The 14,426-nt window shown below is 64.2% G+C and carries 13 protein-coding genes; 2 read left to right on the top strand and 11 right to left on the bottom strand.

What is annotated here, in order from left to right; translation table 11 throughout:
- Nucleotides 1-81 precede the first annotated feature (81 nt).
- Nucleotides 82-1,584 carry a sodium/proton antiporter NhaB gene (gene nhaB, locus ACK1U9_RS08365; protein ID WP_085599388.1) on the bottom strand — a complete coding sequence of 501 codons (1,503 nt, stop codon included), beginning with the start codon at nt 1,582-1,584 and terminating at the stop codon, nt 82-84.
- A 150-nt stretch (nt 1,585-1,734) separates the two neighbouring features.
- Between nhaB and ACK1U9_RS08360 the strand changes: the two genes are divergently transcribed.
- Both ACK1U9_RS08360 and nudC read left to right on the top strand, forming a co-directional pair.
- Complete coding sequence (locus ACK1U9_RS08360; RefSeq protein WP_046617238.1) at nt 1,735-2,547, top strand: crotonase/enoyl-CoA hydratase family protein; 813 nt, start codon at nt 1,735-1,737, stop codon at nt 2,545-2,547.
- 35 nt (nt 2,548-2,582) lie between these two features.
- Nucleotides 2,583-3,413 carry an NAD(+) diphosphatase gene (gene nudC / locus ACK1U9_RS08355; protein ID WP_085599386.1) on the top strand — a complete coding sequence of 277 codons (831 nt, stop codon included), beginning with the start codon at nt 2,583-2,585 and terminating at the stop codon, nt 3,411-3,413.
- Here the strand turns inward: nudC and ACK1U9_RS08350 are convergent.
- The 10 genes from ACK1U9_RS08350 to ACK1U9_RS08305 form a co-directional block, all read right to left on the bottom strand.
- Nucleotides 3,381-4,160, bottom strand: coding sequence for a TSUP family transporter (locus tag ACK1U9_RS08350; RefSeq protein ID WP_046617240.1), 780 nt, complete (start codon nt 4,158-4,160; stop codon nt 3,381-3,383). The two genes, nudC and ACK1U9_RS08350, sit on opposite strands and share 33 nt — an antisense overlap.
- A 201-nt stretch (nt 4,161-4,361) precedes the next feature.
- The gene (locus tag ACK1U9_RS08345) at nt 4,362-5,192 is read right to left on the bottom strand and encodes an alpha/beta fold hydrolase (RefSeq protein WP_085599382.1); all 831 of its coding nucleotides are present in this window, start codon (nt 5,190-5,192) and stop codon (nt 4,362-4,364) included.
- Nucleotides 5,193-5,272: 80 nt separating this feature from the next.
- Nucleotides 5,273-6,562 (bottom strand): NAD(P)/FAD-dependent oxidoreductase, encoded by a 1,290-nt coding sequence (locus ACK1U9_RS08340; protein ID WP_196188018.1) that lies wholly within the window; start codon nt 6,560-6,562, stop codon nt 5,273-5,275.
- 234 nt (nt 6,563-6,796) lie between these two features.
- Nucleotides 6,797-8,740, bottom strand: coding sequence for a DNA topoisomerase III (locus ACK1U9_RS08335; protein WP_449109817.1), 1,944 nt, complete (start codon nt 8,738-8,740; stop codon nt 6,797-6,799).
- 204 nt (nt 8,741-8,944) lie between these two features.
- Nucleotides 8,945-9,373 carry a GNAT family N-acetyltransferase gene (locus tag ACK1U9_RS08330; RefSeq protein WP_003258855.1) on the bottom strand — a complete coding sequence of 143 codons (429 nt, stop codon included), beginning with the start codon at nt 9,371-9,373 and terminating at the stop codon, nt 8,945-8,947.
- Nucleotides 9,366-10,532 carry a ribosomal protein uL16 3-hydroxylase gene (locus ACK1U9_RS08325; RefSeq protein ID WP_046614846.1) on the bottom strand — a complete coding sequence of 389 codons (1,167 nt, stop codon included), beginning with the start codon at nt 10,530-10,532 and terminating at the stop codon, nt 9,366-9,368. Before ACK1U9_RS08325 ends, ACK1U9_RS08330 begins: the two co-directional genes overlap by 8 nt.
- 81 nt (nt 10,533-10,613) lie before the next feature.
- Nucleotides 10,614-11,984: an adenylosuccinate lyase gene (purB, locus tag ACK1U9_RS08320; protein WP_013973297.1), complete on the bottom strand. Its 1,371-nt coding sequence runs from the start codon at nt 11,982-11,984 to the stop codon at nt 10,614-10,616.
- Nucleotides 11,985-12,220: 236 nt separating this feature from the next.
- Complete coding sequence (hflD, locus tag ACK1U9_RS08315; RefSeq protein WP_085599375.1) at nt 12,221-12,847, bottom strand: high frequency lysogenization protein HflD; 627 nt, start codon at nt 12,845-12,847, stop codon at nt 12,221-12,223.
- Nucleotides 12,844-13,968: a tRNA 2-thiouridine(34) synthase MnmA gene (mnmA, locus tag ACK1U9_RS08310; protein ID WP_046614848.1), complete on the bottom strand. Its 1,125-nt coding sequence runs from the start codon at nt 13,966-13,968 to the stop codon at nt 12,844-12,846. Before mnmA ends, hflD begins: the two co-directional genes overlap by 4 nt.
- A 59-nt stretch (nt 13,969-14,027) precedes the next feature.
- Nucleotides 14,028-14,426, bottom strand: a 399-nt coding sequence (locus tag ACK1U9_RS08305; protein WP_449109816.1) for an NUDIX hydrolase, incomplete at its 5' end; no start/stop codon positions are given.

The following is a 14,426-nucleotide window of genomic DNA, read 5'->3' as shown; positions in this document are numbered from 1 at the left end:
CACAGGTACACCACAGTCCTTGGGTGCAGCGTAAAACCTGTGGGAGCTGGCTTGCCGGCGATAGGGCCGGTACAAGCTACATCACAGCCAGTAGGTGACCGCCCACCACCCCAGCCCACCCATCACTACGGTATAGGGCAAGGCCATCCACACCATTCGCCCATACGACAGCCGGATCAGCGGTGCAATCGCCGAAGTCAGCAGGAACAGGAACGCCGCCTGCCCATTCGGCGTAGCCACGCTCGGCAGGTTGGTGCCGGTGTTGATCGCCACCGCCAGCGTCTCGAAATGCTCGCGGCTCATGCTGCCATTGAGAAATGCCTGCTTCACCTCGGTGATGTAGATGGTGGCAACGAATACGTTGTCGCTGATGGCCGACAGCAGGCCGTTGGCCAGGTACAGCATGCCCGGCTGCTGCTCTGCCGGCAGCGCCAGCACCCAGGTAATCAGCGGGCTGAACAGTTGCTGCTGATGAATTACCGCCACCACGGCGAAGAACACCACCAGCAAAGCGGTGAACGGCATGGCGTCCTGGAAGGCACGGCCCAGGCGGTGTTCGTCGGTAATGCCGGTGAATGCCGTGATCAGCACGATCACCATCAGGCCGATCAGGCCGACCTCGGCAACATGCAGGCCCAGGCAGACGATCAGGATCAGTGCGGCGAACCCTTGCACCCAAAGCGCGATGCGCTGGGCAGTGGTACGTGCAGCATCGTCCTCGGCGGCGTAGGCGGCCAATACCTGACGCACCGGCTCGGGCATCAACGTGCCGTAGCCGAACAGGCGCAGCTTCTCCAGCAGTACGCAGGTCAGCAGGCCGGCGCCCAGCACCGGCAACGACACCGGCGCCACCTTCAGAAAGAAATCGGCAAAGTGCCAGCCCATCTCATGGCCGATCAGCAGGTTCTGCGGCTCGCCCACCAGCGTGCACACGCCGCCCAGGGCGGTACCCACCGCGCCATGCATCAGCAGGCTGCGCAGGAAGGCGCGGAACTGGTCGAGGTCTTCACGGTGCAACTGTGCGACCTGCTGGTCGCTGTCCAGCGCACTGTCTTCGCGCGGGTTGGCCCCGGAGGCTACGCGGTGGTACACCGCATAGAAACCGACCGCGGCGCTGATGATCACGGCGGTCACGGTCAGCGCATCGAGAAACGCCGACAGGAATGCCGACAGCACGCAGAACAGCAACGCCAGAATCGCCTTCGAACGCACCCCCAGCAGGATGCGCGAGAACAGGAACAGCAGCAGTTCCTTCATGAAGTGGATGCCCGCCACCATGAACATCAGCAGCAGGATCACCGGGAAGTTGTGTTGCAGCTCTTCATACAGGGCTTGTGGGGTGGTCATCTGCAACAGCAGGGCCTCGACCAGCAGCAGGCCGCCAGGCATCAACGGGTAGCACTTCAGCGCCATGCCAAGGGTGAAGATGAATTCGAGCACCAGTGCCCAGCCGGCGGCCACCGGGCCGACGGTCATAAGCAGCAGCGGGTTGAGCACCAGGAACAGGCAGATGACTGCCTTGTACCAAAGCGGCGACTGGCCCAGAAAGCTGTGGGCCAGGGCGCCGGTCAGGGAGCGCGACATGAATTTGTATCCTTATGATTCGGCGATGGCGCACGGTGCCGGATCAGCGCGCCTTAGGCAAGGCGTAAAGTCCCGTTTTTGGCACAAGTGCGGTCACCCGGCTGGGTTACCATCCGTGCCATGAACCCTTCACCCGCAGGAGTGCCGCCCGTGACCGAGTACAGCGCATTCAAGGTCGAACTGACCGACAGCATCGCCCACGTTCAGATCAACCGCCCAGAGAAGGTCAACGCGATGAATGCGGCCTTCTGGGAAGAGATCGTGGATATCTTCCAGTGGATCGACGACACCGATGCGGTGCGGGCGGTAGTGATCAGCGGGGCAGGCAAGCATTTTTCCGCTGGTATCGACCTGATGATGCTGGCTTCGCTGGCCGGGCAGATGGGCAAGGACGTGGGTCGTAACGCACGTTTCCTGCGCAGCACAATCCTGCGCCTGCAGGCGTCGTTCAATGCCGTGGACAAATGCCGCAAGCCGGTACTGGCGGCAGTGCAGGGTTACTGCATTGGCGGCGCCATCGATCTGATCTCGGCCTGCGACATGCGTTACTGCAGCCGCGACGCGCAGTTCTCGATCAAGGAAATCGACATGGGCATGGCCGCCGATGTCGGCACACTGCAACGTTTGCCTCGTATCATCGGTGACGGCATGATGCGTGAGCTGGCTTTCACCGGGCGCAATGTCGAGGCCGAAGAGGCGCTGCGCATCGGCCTGGTCAACCGGGTCTATGATGACCAGGCCGCGCTGATGGAAGGGGTCTTTGCCATCGCCGGCGAGATTGCCGCAAAATCGCCGATTGCCGTGGCCGGCACCAAGGAAATGCTCAGCTACATGCGTGACCATCGCATCGACGATGGCCTGGAGTACATCGCTACCTGGAACGCCGCGATGCTGCAGTCCGAAGACCTGCGGGTGGCGGTGGCGGCGCACATGAGCAAACAGAAACCGACGTTCGCCGACTGATCGGGCCGGGGGACGCGCAGTAAAGGAGCCCCGACATGTCAGCACGCTGGACTACCGCAGTAATCGACCCGCAGATCAACGGCGGGCTGGCCGTGGCCCGCAGCCCGGAAGGGTTCCTGGTGGACGACAACGGCGCGCTGTTCCCTCGCGACTGGCTCAAGCGCCAGGACCTCGACGTACTGTGCGAGCACGGCATCGGCCACTTCGACGGCCAGCCGGTGTTCCTGCTGGAGCTGCGCAGCGCCACCCACGTGCCTGGCTGCACTTGGCGGGGCCTTCGCGCGTTCATGCTCGAGGGTGATTTCGACACCTACAAAGTGCTGGGCTATGCCGCGCAGATCGGCACCTGGGCCCGCGAGCACCGCTTCTGCGGCAGCTGCGGCCAGGCAATGACGCAGATTCGCTGGGAGCGGGCGATGTACTGCCAGCCTTGCGACCTGCGCAGCTACCCGCGCATTTCGCCAAGCATGATCGTACTGGTGACCCGTGGCGACGAAATCCTGCTGGCGCGCTCGCCGCGTTTCGTCACCGGGGTGTACAGCACCCTGGCAGGCTTCGCCGAACCGGGCGAGTCGGCCGAGGACTGCCTGGTGCGCGAAGTGCGTGAAGAGGTGGCGGTAGAAGTGAAGAACATTCAGTACGTCGGCAGCCAGTGCTGGCCTTTCCCGCATTCGATGATGCTGGGCTTCCACGCCGAATACGCTGGCGGCGAGATCGTCATGCAGCCGGACGAGATCGAGGATGCCAAGTGGTTCAGCGTCCACGACCTGCCGCCGCTGCCGGCCGGGCGGTCGATTGCCCGGTACCTGATCGATCTGTACGTTGCGCGCCGCCTAGGCTTGGCCGAACCAGTGCTGCCACGCTAGGCGCACGGTCAATGCCAGCACCACGGTGATGAACACCGGGCGGATGAACTTGCTGCCGCCACTGATCGCCGTGCGTGCGCCGAAGAACGCGCCGACCATCACCGACAGGCCCATGCAGAGGCCGACGATGTAGTCCACCTGCCCGGAAATGATGAACACCGTCAGCGCCGCGATGTTGCTGACGAAGTTCATGCTGCGCGCCACGCCGCTGGCGCGGACTAGGTCGATAGGGTAGAGCAGCAGGGTGCTGACCGTCCAGAAAGCCCCGGTACCCGGGCCGGCCACGCCGTCATAGAAGCCCAGGGTGAAGCCTTGCGGCGCCTGCCATTTCTTCCTGATCGGTGCATCGGCATCGAGCGGCGCCTTCGGCGTGCCGCCGAACAGCAGGTAGACGCCACAGGCGAAGACGATCACCGGCAGCATCTTGTTCAGCCATTCGGCCGGCATGAAGTGGGCGATCACTGCGCCGAGCAAAGCACCTACCAGAGTGGCGAACAATGCCGGGCGCCATTGCGCTGGGTGGAACAGCTTGCGCCTGTAGTAGGTGAAGCCGGCGGTGGCCGAGCCGAAGGTAGAGCTGAGCTTGTTGGTGCCCAGTACCAGGTGCGGCGGCATGCCCGCGGTGAGTAGCGCCGGGGTGGTGAGCAGGCCGCCACCGCCGGCGATGGCATCGATGAAACCGGCGACGAAGGCGACCAGGGCCAGGATCAGCAGGGTAAGGGGTTCTACGGTGAGTTCGAAGGGCATGGTTTCTTGGCAGGCAGGGAGGCAAGGGGCGGCAAAGGGCCGCGCTAGAAGGGAAGCATGTTAATCCTGAGGTGTATGGGTTGCCAGTGCCGGCCCTTTCGCGGGTAAACCCGCTCCCACAGGTAACCTGCAGTTTTCAATACCTGTGCAGTACCTGTGGGAGCGGGTTTACCCGCGAAGAGGCCGGTGCAGGCGATCACATCAGCTACGGATAAACGCCAGCAAATCCGCATTGATCACATCGGCATGGGTGGTCGGCATGCCATGCGGGTAGCCCTTGTAGGTCTTCAGCGTGCCATTGGGCAGTAGCTTCGCCGACAGCACCCCAGCGTTCTCATACGGCACGATCTGATCATCATCGCCATGCATCACCAGCACCGGTTGCTGGATGCCCTTCAGGTCTTCGGTAAAGTCGGTCTGAGAAAACGCCACGATGCCATCGTAATGGGCCTTGGCACTGCCAATCATGCCTTGGCGCCACCAGTTGCCGATGATGCCTTCGCTGGCCTCGACGCCCGGGCGGTTGTAGCCGTAGAACGGCCCAGCTGGCACATCCCGGTAGAACTGCGCGCGATTGCTGGCGACCTGGGCCTGGAAGCCGTCGAACACCGATTTGGGCAGGCCACCCGGATTACCGGGAGTCTGCACCATCAGTGGCGGTACGGCGGCGATCAACACTGCCTTGGCCACCTTGTCCTGAGGGTGCCGAGCCATGTAGCGCACCACTTCACCGCCACCGGTCGAGTGACCGACATGCACGGCGCCCTGGATGCCCAGGTGAGCGACGACCGCCGCCACATCGTCGGCATAGTGGTCCATGTCGTGGCCGTCCCATACCTGGCTGGAGCGGCCATGGCCGCGGCGGTCGTGGGCGACCACGCGGTAACCCTGGGCGAGGAAGAACAGCATCTGCGCATCCCAGTCGTCGGCGCTGAGCGGCCAGCCATGGTGGAAGTGGATGACCGGTGCATCGCGCGGGCCCCAGTCCTTGTAGAAGATCTGTACGCCGTCCTTTGTGGTTACATAGCTCATGGTCGGGTCTCCTGAGTGCAGGAAGCGAAGGGAGCTATTGATAATAGGAGAGATTTCTGGGTATCAAGCGCCGGCGGTCTTCATACACGATCGCGCATCCGGTACCAGGCCTTGGCGGCGGCTTCCAGCGGTGCTGCCAGCAGGTCGCCGCCGGGGAAGCGGCCGTTGTCGATGCCTTGGTACAGCGCCAGCAGGTCGTCGTCGCCAAGAATGGCATCGCTGACAGCCCGCGCCGCCGCCAGTGTAGGCAGTACGCCATGACCAGAGAACCCCTGCAGCCAGTAGCGCTGGCCCTCGCGGCCGACATCCGGGGTGCGCTGGATGCTGCAGTCGATGTGGCCGCCCCAGGCATAGTCGATGGCCACCCCGGCCAACTGCGGGAACACCCGCTCCAGATAGGGGCGGGTGGCGCTGGCGACATCTTTGGGAATGCCGCCGAGGTAGGTGCAACCGCCGCCGAACAGCAGGCGATGGTCCGGGGTGAGGCGGAAATAGTCGGGCACGAACTGGTTGTCGATCACGCAACTGTTGCGCGGCAGTAGCGACTGGGCGAAGTCGGCACCCAGCGGTGCGGTGGCTACCTGATAGGAGCCAACCGGCAACAGGCGGCGCGACAGGTTGCGGTCGAGGCGGTCGATGTAGGCGTTGCAGGCCAGCACCAGCACCTGGCAGCGTACTTCGCCGCGGTCGGTACGGGCCACATAGCCGTCGCCGACATTCTGGTAGTCGAGTACCTGGCTCTGTTCGTAGATCTGCCCGCCAGCCGCCTCGATGGTGCTGGCCAGGCCCTGGGCCAGCTTCAGCGGGTTGAGGTGGGCGCCTTTGGCGTCGTATAGCGCGGCCTGGTAGCGCGGGCTGTCGATCCATTGTGGCAGCTCGTCGCGGCCGATCAGGCGCAGGGCGTCGTAGCCCCATTTGTGTTCGGCCTCGTGCAGGGCTTCTTCCAGCATCTTCACCCGGCGCGGCAGCACGGCGGTCCACAGGCTGCCCAGCCGGTAGTCGATGTCGAAGCCATGGCGCTCGGGCAGTTCGCGCATTTCATCGGCGGCCCAGCACATGCTGGCCCACAGGCGTTGGGTGCGTTCGACGCCCAGGGCCTTTTCCAGCGGCGGCATGTCGCACGACCAGCCGAGCAGTGCCTGGCCGCCGTTGCGGCCGGACGCGGCCCAGGCCACGCGGCTGGCTTCCAGCAGCGTTACGCGCTTGCCGGCCTGGGTCAGGCGCAGGGCGGTGTGCAGGCCGCTGAAGCCGGCGCCAATGATCAGGACTTCGGTGTCATGGCTGCCTTGCAGGGTGGGGCGCAGGGGAATGCTGGTGGGGTAGGTCTGGGCGTAATAGCTGGCGACGTGCTGGGCGGATTGTTTGAACATGCAGGGGTCTCATGAAATTTGTTTTGATTATTTTCATGAAAATTTAGCAGGTAAATTTCATGGTGCCAACGCATTGGCCGGCTTTGTGGTTTACCTGGGGTTGTTGTGTTGCCTGTCCTGGCCCTTTCGCGGGTAAACCCACTCCCACAGAGTCATCGCAGGTCTTGAGGTCGGCGCTTTAACTGTGGGAGCGGGTTTACCCGCGAAGGGGCCTGACGTGGGAGGGCAAAATCTTCAGGTTGTCGCCTTTTTTCGAGGCTGCCTTGGCTTGCCTGCGGCCGCTTTGCTTTTCCCGCCGCCCCTGCGCTTCTTCTTCCACGGCGGCGCAGCCCCGGCTGCTGGCCCGCTGATGGTCATGCGCATGCCGCTGCACCGTTCGACCAGCTTGCCCATCCATGCCGACTGCCGGGCGACGAACTCCTCCAGCGTCATCTCGCCACTCTGCACCATGTCCAGCGCCTGCTCCCAGATAGCCGTGGTGCCTGGGTCGGCAATGGCGCGGGGCACGGCGTCGATCAGGCTGAAGGCCGCAGGGGTGGCGGACAGCGCCTTGCCGTTCTTCACCAGGTAGCCGCGGTCAAGCAGGCCCTGGATGATGCTGGCGCGGGTGGCCTCGGTGCCGATACCGGTGGTTTCCTTGAGCTTCTGCTTCAACCGTGGGTCCTCTACCAGCTTGGCCACGTTCTTCATCGCCTTGATCAGGTCGCCTTCGGTAAACGGTTTGGGTGGCTGGGTCCACAGGTCTTTCAGTTGCAGGCCCTGCACTGTGCAGTCCTGGCCTTCGTGCAGCGTCGGCAGCACCTGGGCCGGGGGTGCCTCGCGGCCCTTGGCCGGGTTCAGCGCCTCGGGCAGCGCACGGCGCCAGCCTGGTTCGACGATCTGCTTGCCTACTGCACGCAGGGCATGGCCGGCGCAGTCGAAATCGGCCTGGGTCCGGTCGTACTCGTGGTTGGGCAGGAACTGCGCCAGGTAGCGAGCGCGGATCAGGGTGTACACAGCCTTGTACTTTGCCGGCAGGCGCGACGGGTCGCTGGCGGCGGCAGTGGGGATGATGCCGTGGTGGGCACTGACCTTGGCGTCGTTCCACGCCCGTGAGCGGCGTTGCGGCTCCAGATAGGGCTGCAGCGGCGCCAGGCTGGCATCGGCCCGTTGCAGGGCGGCGAGGATGGCGGGCGCTTCAGCGTGCTGACTTTGCGGCAGGTAGCCGCAGTCGCTACGGGGGTAGGTGATGAGCTTATGGGTTTCGTACAAGGCCTGGGCGATGTCGAGTGTTTCCTGGGCACCGAGGCCGAACTTTTTCGAGCACAGCTCCTGCAGGGTTCCGAGGTCGAAGGGCAGGGGTGCCGCTTCACGCACGCGCTCGGTGGCCACCTTCACGGCCCGGGCAGTACCCGCATTGCCGATGTCGGCGGCAGCCTGCTGCGCCAGGGCCTGGTTCAGGCAGCGGCCCTGGTCGTCGCAGGCGTCCTCGGGGGCGCGCCACTGGGCGTTGAAGCCAAAGCCTGCGTGTTCGAGCTGCACGTCGATGGCCCAGAACGGTACCGGCACGAAGTCGGCGATGCTGCGGTCGCGGTCTACCACCAGGCGCAAGGTGGGCGTTTGCACCCGGCCCACCGGCAGCACGCCCTGATAGCCTGACTGGCGGCCCAGCAGGGTGAACAGCCGGCTCATGTTCATGCCGATTAGCCAGTCTGCGCGCGAACGGCCCAGCGCCGAGTGGTACAGGTTGAAGGTTTCGTGGCCCGGCAGCAGCCGCGCCAGGGCCTTGCGAATGGAGGCGTCGTCCAGTGCCGACAGCCACAGGCGCTGGACCGGGCCGCGGTAGCGGCAATGCTCGACCAGTTCGCGGGCGATCATTTCGCCTTCGCGGTCGGCGTCGGTGGCGATCACCAGTTCGCGCGCTTCGCCGAGCAGGCGCTTGACTGCCTTGAACTGGCTGGCGGTCTTGGGCTTGACCAGCATCTTCCACTTTTCCGGGATGATCGGCAGGTCGGCCAGGTTCCAGCGCTTGTAGCGCACGTCGTAGCTGTCGGGCGGGGCGGTTTCCAGCAGGTGGCCGATGCACCAGGTCACGCAGACGTCGGTACCTTGCCAGCAGCCATCGCCCTTGCGGTTGGCGCCGAGCACTTTGGCGATATCTTTTGCCTGGGAGGGTTTTTCGCAGAGGAACAGGCGCATGGCCGGGGACGCTTCATCGGGGGTGATGGGCGATAGGATGCGCAAGCGAGGGCGCGGAGGCAAGTTTTATCTGGATGGATGTACAGGTTTTTTTGTCAGGGGGGATGTCTTGGCTGTGTTGGCCTCTTCGCGGGTGAACCCGCTCCCACAGGGGCCCCCCACAATTTTGAGAGTTTGTGGGGGGGCCTGCGGGGAAGTCGTGGATCACGCGCGCGAGTCGCGCACCATGTCCACGTGCGGGATGCCGGCTTCGAGGAACTCTTCGCTGACTACACGAAAGCCCAGCCGTTCGTAGAACGGCGTGGCGTGCACCTGGGCGCTGAGCATCTGCTGCTTCAGGTCGCGGTTCTGTGCTTCGACAATCACCGCGTTCATCAGCGCGTCACCCACCTTCAGCCCGCGCCAGTCCTTCAGCACCGAGACCCGGCCGATGGTGCCATCAGGCAGCAGGCGCGCGGTGCCGATCGGGTAGTCGCCTTCCAGGGCCAGGAAATGCGCGGCGGTCGGATCATCCGAGTCCCACTCCAGCTCCGGCGGCACGTGCTGTTCGGCAATGAATACCGCTTCGCGGATGCGGCGGATGTCGGCGTTGTCCTTGTGCCAGTCGGCGAGGCGCACACGAATCTTATTCATTGGCGAATCCCAGGCTTCCTTGTTTGACCAGCTGCTGTACCAGCATAAGGCCATCTTCATCCTGCAGCCATTCGCCCAGGTTGTCGATGTGCAGAGCGTCGGCCGCGCAAACCAGCTTCAGCAGGTCGCGCAGTTTGCCCGGCAGCGGGCAGCTGCGGCCGCTGGCGAACAGCAGCAGGTCTTCTTCGAATTCCGACCAGGCCAGGCGCGCGCTCGGGTTGCGGATCAGGATGGCGCCCTGTTCCAGGGCATCGATCAGCTCTTCCTCGGACAGCTCTTCACCGACGATCTGCTCGGGGTAGCGCGGCTCGGTCATGAACTGGCCGAACCAGGTCAGCAGCAGGTCCTTGTCGCCCATGTGCTTGTCGAGCAGCGCCTTGAGGCGGTCGAGGGCGTCGTGCTGGATCTGGTGCGGGTCGCTGACCGGTTGGGCGTCGGCGTCGCTGTAGCGTTCTTCGTCGGGCAGGAACTGGCCGAGGAAATCGGTGAAGTGGGTCAGCACTTCGGCGGCGCTTGGCGCGCGGAAGCCTACCGAGTAGGTCAGGCAGTCATCCACGGCCACGCCATAGTGGGCCAGGCGTGGCGGCAGGTAGAGCATGTCGCCCGGCTCCAGGGTCCACTCATCGCTCTGTTCGAAGTCGGCGAGGATGCGCAGGTCGGCGTGCTCCAGCAGCGAGCTTTCGCTGCTGCACATCTGGCCGATTTTCCAGTTGCGCTGGCCGTGGCCCTGCAGCAGGAACACGTCGTAGTTGTCGAAGTGCGGGCCGACGCTGCCACCGGGAGCGGCGAAGCTGATCATCACGTCATCGATGCGCCAGCTGGGCAGGAAGCGGAAGTTTTCCAGCAGTTCGGCTACTTCCGGGACGAACTGGTCCACGGCCTGCACCAGCAGGGTCCAGTCCTTTTCCGGCAGCTCTGCGAAGGTGTCCTCGGTGAACGGGCCGCGACGCAGTTCCCACGGGTGCGCACCGTGCTCGAGCACGATACGCGACTCTACTTCCTCTTCCAGGGCCAGGCCGGCCAACTCGTCGGGGTCGATCGGGCTGATGAAATCCGGGAATGCCTGGCGCACCAGCAGCGGCTTCTTCTGCCAGTAGTCGCGCATGAATTCGCGGGCCGAGATGCCGCCAAGCAGCTGCAGTGGAGTATCAGGATTCATGTTCAACCTATTGAAAAAATGTAATTTTCGTTCGGGAATAAAAACGCCCGGCCAGGCCGGGCGTTGAACGCGACGGTCAGCTTAGATGCGTTTGGCCTGTGCTGCCGCGTTGCCGATGTAGGTAGCAGGGGTCAGTTGCTTGAGCTCGGCCTTGGCTTCGGCTGGCATGTCCAGGCCGTCGATGAAGGTCAGCAGCGCTTCCGGGGTGATGCCCTTGCCACGGGTCAGCTCTTTGAGCTTCTCGTAGGGGTTTTCGATGTTGAAGCGGCGCATCACGGTCTGGATCGGCTCGGCCAGCACTTCCCAGCAGGCGTCCAGGTCGGCGGCGATGCGGGCTTCGTTGACTTCCAGCTTGCCGATGCCTTTCAGGCTGGCTTCGTAGGCGATGACGCTGTGGGCAAAGCCCACGCCCAGGTTGCGCAGCACGGTGGAGTCGGTCAGGTCACGCTGCCAGCGCGAGATCGGCAGCTTGCTGGCCAGGTGCTGGAACAGCGCGTTGGCGATACCCAGGTTGCCTTCGGAGTTTTCGAAGTCGATCGGGTTGACCTTGTGCGGCATGGTCGACGAGCCGATTTCACCGGCAACGGTCTTCTGCTTGAAGTAGCCCAGCGAGATGTAGCCCCACACATCGCGGTCGAAGTCGATCAGGATGGTGTTGAAGCGGGCGATGGCGTCGAACAGCTCGGCGATGTAGTCGTGCGGCTCGATCTGGGTGGTGTACGGGTTGAACTGCAGGCCCAGCTCGTCTTCGATGAAGGCGCGGGCGTTCTGCTCCCAGTCGATCTGCGAGTAGGCCGACAGGTGAGCGTTGTAGTTGCCCACGGCGCCGTTGATCTTGCCCAGCAGCGGCACGGCGGCAACCTGGGCGATCTGGCGCTCCAGGCGGTATACGACGTTGGCCAGTTCCTTGCCCAGGGTTGTCGGCGAAGCCGGCTGGCCGTGGGTGCGCGACAGCATCGGCACGTCGGCGTGGGCGTGGGCCAGGGCGCGGATGGCGTCGGCGATCTGGCGCATCAGCGGCAGCAGCACTTCGTCACGGCCGGCGCGCAGCATCAGGGCGTGGGACAGATTGTTGATGTCCTCGCTGGTGCAGGCGAAATGGATGAACTCGCTGACCTTGGCCAGCTCAGGCAGCTTGGCGGCCTGCTCCTTGAGGAGGTATTCGATCGCCTTGACGTCGTGGTTGGTGGTGCGCTCGATTTCCTTGACGCGTTCGGCGTGCTCGAGCTTGAAGTCGGTGGCCAGGCTGTCCAGCAGGGCGTTGGCTTCGGCGGAAAACGCCGGCACTTCGCCGATCTGCGGGTGGGCGGCCAGGCGCTGCAGCCAGCGCACTTCGACCAGGGCGCGGAAACGGATCAGGCCGAATTCGCTGAAAATGGGGCGCAAGGCCTGGGTTTTGCCGGCATAACGGCCGTCTACAGGGGAAACCGCAGTGAGCGAAGAAAGCTGCATGGGGTGTTCTCGGACAGTCAGGCTTTTGGAAGGGCGCATATCATACATGAATTTTGCGCCCGAGTCGGGTGGCTGACCAAAGGTCGGGCCATAAATAAGCTGTGCATTGTGCATTGCCTGTTCTGGCCCTATCGCCGGCAAGCCGGCTCCCACAGGTACTGCACCAGCCTTGAGAACCGTGCAATCCCTGTGGGAGCTGGCTTGCCGGCGATAGGGCCGGAACTGTCAAAACCCTGTCAGGAGGGGTTGCGCATCATGTCGTACAGTTCGTTCAACAGCTTGCGCCGGCTGAACACCAGTTGCCAGCGGTGCCCGCCCAGCTGGCGCCACAGGCGGGCGGCGCGGATGCCGGCCAGCAGCAGGGCGCGGATCTTCGAGGCGTTGCTGGCTTGCTGCAGGAAGCGCATGTCGCCATGCACCTGGATGCGCTGGCGCAAGGTGCTCAGGGTGTCCTGGTACAAGGCTCCACTGGAAGCGATGACGTTTTCATGAACCAGGCCGAAATGCTCGGCCTGGGCCTGGATTTGCGGCAGGCGGTTGCCGATGGTGTCGAGCAGGTCGCCGCGCTTGTTCAGCTGGCGCTCCAGGCCCAGCATCGACAGGGCGTAACGCAGCGGCTCGCGCTGCAGGCTGCTGGGGTCGCGCTCCAGTGCGCCGACCAGCGCGCGGTAGCCGTCGCGCAAATTCAGGTCGTCACCGCCGAACACTTCCAGGGTGTCCTTGGGGTCGCGCACCAGCAGGCTGCCCAGCATGCAGCCGATGTTGGCCTCGCTGGCCTGGCCGGTGCGGGCGATGCGGTCGACCAGTACGGCGGCCTGGAACACACCGCCCAACGCAATCAGCTGCTCCTGCAGGTTGCTCATGCGCGCGGGCTCCAAGGCTCGGCGGCTTCGATCACGCCGCCGCCCAGGCACACTTCGCCGTCATAGAACACCACCGACTGGCCCGGGGTAACGGCACGTTGCGGTTCGTCGAACACTGCGCGGTAACCGCTATCGGTCAGTTCCAGGGTGCACTGCTGGTCGCTCTGGCGGTAGCGCACCTTGGCGGTGAGCTGGCGCGGGCTGCTGAGGTCGACCGGGTTGACCCAGAAGATTTCCGAAGCGAGCAGGGCACGGGAGAACAACCATGGATGTTCATTGCCCTGGCCGACCACCAGCACGTTGCGGGTCAGGTCCTTGTGCAGCACGTACCACGGCTCGTCGCCGGCGTCCTTCAGGCCGCCAATGCCCAGGCCCTGGCGCTGGCCGATGGTGTGGTACATCAGGCCGTGGTGGCGGCCGATAACTTCACCGTCGGTTGTTTCGATGTTGCCCGGCTGGGCCGGCAGGTATTGCTTGAGGAAGTCGCTGAAGCGGCGCTCGCCGATGAAGCAGATGCCGGTGGAGTCCTTCTTCTTTGCGGTGGCCAGCCCGTGCTTTTCGGCAATGGCGCGTACTTCGGGCTTTTCCAGCTCGCCGACCGGGAACAGGGTGCGGGCGATTTCCTTGCCACCGACGGCGTGCAGGAAGTAGCTCTGGTCCTTGTTCGGGTCCAGGCCCTTGAGCAGTTCGGTGAGCTCGCCGGTGTCGCGGCGACGCACGTAGTGGCCGGTGGCGATCAGGTCGGCACCCAGCGACAGGGCGTAGTCGAGGAACGCCTTGAACTTGATTTCGCGGTTGCAGAGGATGTCCGGGTTGGGCGTGCGGCCGGCCTTGTACTCTTCGAGGAAGTGCTCGAACACATTGTCCCAGTATTCGGCGGCGAAGTTGGCGGTGTGCAGCTTGATGCCGATGCGGTCGCACACGGCCTGGGCGTCGGCCAGGTCTTCACGGGCGGTGCAGTATTCGGTGCCGTCGTCTTCTTCCCAGTTCTTCATGAACAGCCCTTCCACCTGGTAGCCCTGCTCCATGAGCAGAAGGGCGGAGACGGAAGAGTCCACGCCGCCGGACATGCCGACGATGACGCGGGTCTTGGCGGGGTCTTTGAGTGCTGGGCTGGTCATGGTTACCGGTGTGTATCAAGGGGGAAAAACGCCGATTCTATCAAACCTGCGCCGGCGCGTCAGTCGCGCAGCAGGTCGAGGCTGTGCAAGGGGCCTTTGAGGTAGTCGTCCAGGCAGCGTGGCACCAGCTCGCTGCGCCAGCGGGCGGGGTCGGCCAGCAGTTCGTCGCGGGTCAGCCACACGGCGCGGACGATGTCGCTGTCCAGCGCCAGGTCGGCGTGATGGCGCACGGGACGGGCTGCGAAGCAGATGCGCTGGTAGGTCACGCCGTTGCTTGGGGCGGTGTACAGGTAGATGCCGACCACGCCGGTGAGCTCGACTTCCCAGGCGGTTTCTTCGAGGGTTTCGCGCAGGGCGGCCTGGGGCAGGGTCTCGTTGGGTTCGAGGTGGCCGGCGGGCTGGTTGAAGACGTGCTTGTTGGCTTTGAATTCTTCGACGAAGAGGAACTTGCCTTCGTG

The sequence above is a fragment of the Pseudomonas sp. XP1 genome (assembly GCF_053557675.1).
Note: the sequence above shows the minus strand (reverse complement) of the source record. Positions and strands in the feature narration are given on the sequence as shown.